This window comes from Mycobacterium sp., from assembly GCF_040398885.1.
Lineage (GTDB): Bacteria > Actinomycetota > Actinomycetes > Mycobacteriales > Mycobacteriaceae > Mycobacterium.
The window spans coordinates 1-3,063 of record NZ_JBBATF010000057.1; the positions used below are offsets into that span (position 1 = coordinate 1).

Genomic DNA, 3,063 nt, shown 5'->3' on the forward strand with positions numbered 1-3,063 from the left:
CCGCACAGCAGGCCGCTGACCCGGAAGTTCCACATCATCCAGCTCAGTGCGGTCTGCCAGAAGAACACGTCACCGGGGCGCAGATCGGCATGCAGCGCAGCGGCTTTCAGGTGTTCGAGCACCACGCCGCCGTGGCCGTGGGCGATACCCTTCGGCCGTCCGGTGGTGCCGGAGGTGAACAGCACCCACAGCGGATGGTCGAACGCCACCGGGGTGATCTGCGGGGTGACCGGCTCGGCGACGAGCGCGCGGTAGGCCTCGCCGTCCAGCATGGTCAGATGCGGGGCGCCGGGCAGCAGCGACACCAGTTCGGAGGTGTCCGCCTGCTTGTCGATCCACCGTCCGGCGAGCCGATAGCCCGCGCTGCTGAACACGACCTTCGGGTTGAGTTGGCCCAGCCGCGCCGCGGCCCCCCGGGGCGCGTAGTCCTGGCCGCAGGAGGACCACACCGCGCCGACGGCCGCCGTCGCCAGGAACGCCACCACCGCCTCCGGGATATCGGGTAGGTAGGCCACGACCCCGTCGCCGGGGCCGACGCCGAGCCGGCGCAGTTCGGCGGCCACGGCCCCGACCCGTCCGGGCAGCTCCGACCAGTCGATGGCGGTCCGGCCGCCGTCCTCGTCCACGCCGATGATCGCCGGCCCCGGCAATCCCGCGTGCCGGAGCACCTGGTCGACGTAGTTGAGCCGGACGCCGGGAAACCAGCGGGCGCCCGGCATGGTCGCCTCGGCGAGCACCCCCTCGTCGCCCGGACCGGGTTCGACGGCCGCCGGAACGTCGAAGAACTCCCAGACCGCCCGCCAGAAACGCGCGGGGTGGGCCACCGACCACCGCCACAAACTGTCGTAGTCGCCGGCGGGCGCGCCGTGGCGGGCCGAGACGGCGGCGAACTCATGCCACTGCGGTTGCGGCCTCATCATCAGACGAACTCGACCGCGGACATCTTGATCTGGCCGCCGTCACGCTGGAGCGTGAGCACGACGCGCCAGAGCCGCGGCTGCTGCTGGTCCTTGGGGGCCCGCTGGTCCTCCCGCCGCGAGGTGGCCGAGAGCAGGACGACGGCGGAGTCGTCGGTCATGGATTCCACCGCGGCGCCGTTGACGCTGGCCTTGGTGACTATCTTCTCGTCTTTTAGGGCTCTGACGAAGTCGTCGGCGGTCTCCTCGAAATTCGCCCTGAACCGCCCGGTGGAGCCGTCCAGGACGCGCTTGACGCTCTCGTCGGCGGTGGCGTAGTCGATCGACATCAGGTTGATCACGCCCTGCCTGGCGGCCGCGGCGTATTCGGCGATCTGCCGCCGTTGCAGGCTGTCCTGGCGGTGGGCCACCAGCAGGTATCCGGTCGTGGCCAGCAGGCCGGCGGTCAGCACCGCGGCGACCACCACCCCGATCAGCCGACGCGGCGACTGCGGGACCGCCCGGGTGGGGGCCGCCTGCGCCTGCGCTTCGGCCTGCGAGGCCGGCGATCCCGGATCGCTGGACGTCATCGGGCCCTCCTCCTTTCACCCACCCGGCCACTCGCCATACAGGGACCGGGGGCGTGTGCGACAGTTGGATCTGTGCGCTCGACTGGATCTGTGCGGTCGACAGTAGCCGCCGCCGCTGCGCTGACGGTCGCCGGACTCGTCGCACCCGCGCCGTCTTCAGCCGGCGAGTGCAACGACGCGTTCTGCACGCCCGGAATCAGGCCCGGCGTCGTGCTCGGCGCGCCGTGCTCCGAAACCGGCTTCTTCGTATTCGGCACCACCGACTGGGGACGGCTGGTGTTCTGCGGATCGCCGCGCCGCTACGAGCCGCGATACTTCCGCTCTCCACCCATGGTCGGGATCAAGGACCTCGACGGCGACTGCACGGGCTACGAGAACAGTGTCGCCCAGGCGCCGGACGGATTGTTTCTGACCTGCTCGTTCGCCGACGGACGGGCGCTGTGGGTGCGCGGCAACGCCTGAATCGGCGACCGCCCGGTCACCAGTGCCGCAACGAGCACAACGCCCCTTTGGGCCCGGAGTCGCGCACCACCACGGCGCCGTCGACGGCCAGTGTGCAGTGGAAGTTCGGCGGATCGGCGGACCTTCCGCCGGTGGCGGCCACCATGGCCCAGAACTGCGGGTTGGCCAGCCGGACATTGAGCACCCAGGGCTGTTCGGGCCCCAGTTCGGCCTCCGCTTTGGGGCTGAACTGGTAGGGATTGTGGCTGTAGTCGGCGAAATTGGGTGGCTCGGCGTCCCGGTAGTAGATGTCGGCGCGGAACGGGCTGTCGGTGTAGACGGTGTAGGTGACCGCATGCATCACCGGTCCTTCCCCGGTGGCCGGGGCCGCGCCGGCGAGGCCCGCGACGGTCAGGGACATGCCGATCGCTGCGAGCCTCACGGGAAAAGTCTGGCACGCGACATCTACCATCGGGGTGTTATGACTGCTGAGCCCGCTGACGTCGAGGTCGATCACGTCGAGGTCGATCACGTCGAGACGGCCGTCGAGGGCCCGACGCCGCGGTGGCGGCGGCGGCAGGTGGCGGCGCTGGTGCTGGCCGCCCTGCTGACCGGCGCCGGTCTGGCGTTGACCGGGCTGATGGTCTGGCAGCACGGCAAGGACGCCGCACAGCGCGCCGCGGATCAGCGGTTCGTCGACGTCGCCCGGCAGGGGGTGGCGGCGCTGCTCTCCATCGACCACACCCGTGCCGAGGCGGATGTGCGACGCGTCCTTGATCTGTCCACCGGGCCGTTCCATGACGAGTTCCAGCGCAGCGCGGACGATTTCGTCAAGACCTCGGTGGAGTCCCGGGCCGTCACGATCGGCAAGGTCAACGCGGCCGCCCTGGACTCCGTCGACGGCCAGCGGGGGGTCGTCATGGTCGTCGCCACCTCCCGGGTCACCAACGCCAACGGCGCCGACAACGACGCGCGGCCTTTCCGGATGAGCGTGGCGGTGGACTGCCGGCAAGAGCCGTGCAAGATGTCCGATGTGGAGTTCGTGCCATGAGCGAGGAGCCGGAGGCGGATCGCGCATCGGCGCCGAGCGAGGAGCCGGAGGCGGATCGCGCATCGGCGCCGAGCGAGGAGCCGGA

General features: G+C 70.6%; 5 protein-coding genes. 2 read left to right on the plus strand and 3 right to left on the minus strand.

The window, feature by feature from the left end:
* Together ADBZ5U_RS07455 and ADBZ5U_RS07460 are read right to left on the minus strand one after the other, a co-directional pair.
* The coding region (locus tag ADBZ5U_RS07455) for an AMP-binding protein (RefSeq protein WP_526263965.1) at window positions 1-917 on the minus strand (917 nt) is incomplete at its 3' end.
* A 2-nt stretch (window positions 918-919) separates the two neighbouring features.
* A complete protein-coding gene (locus ADBZ5U_RS07460; RefSeq protein WP_526263967.1) occupies window positions 920-1,486 on the minus strand; it encodes an Rv1363c family protein in 567 nt (188 codons plus the stop codon).
* Window positions 1,487-1,576: 90 nt separating this feature from the next.
* Here ADBZ5U_RS07460 and ADBZ5U_RS07465 point away from each other — a divergent pair, with 90 nt between their 5' ends.
* A complete protein-coding gene (locus tag ADBZ5U_RS07465; RefSeq protein ID WP_526263969.1) occupies window positions 1,577-1,948 on the plus strand; it encodes a hypothetical protein in 372 nt (123 codons plus the stop codon).
* A 16-nt stretch (window positions 1,949-1,964) separates the two neighbouring features.
* Here ADBZ5U_RS07465 and ADBZ5U_RS07470 read toward each other — a convergent pair whose 3' ends face one another.
* Window positions 1,965-2,348, minus strand: a complete 384-nt coding sequence (locus tag ADBZ5U_RS07470) for an Rv2576c family protein (RefSeq protein ID WP_526263994.1) — start codon at window positions 2,346-2,348, stop codon at window positions 1,965-1,967.
* Window positions 2,349-2,408: 60 nt separating this feature from the next.
* Here ADBZ5U_RS07470 and ADBZ5U_RS07475 point away from each other — a divergent pair, with 60 nt between their 5' ends.
* Window positions 2,409-2,978, plus strand: a complete 570-nt coding sequence (locus ADBZ5U_RS07475) for an Rv1363c family protein (RefSeq protein WP_526263971.1) — start codon at window positions 2,409-2,411, stop codon at window positions 2,976-2,978.
* Window positions 2,979-3,063: the final 85 nt, after the last annotated feature.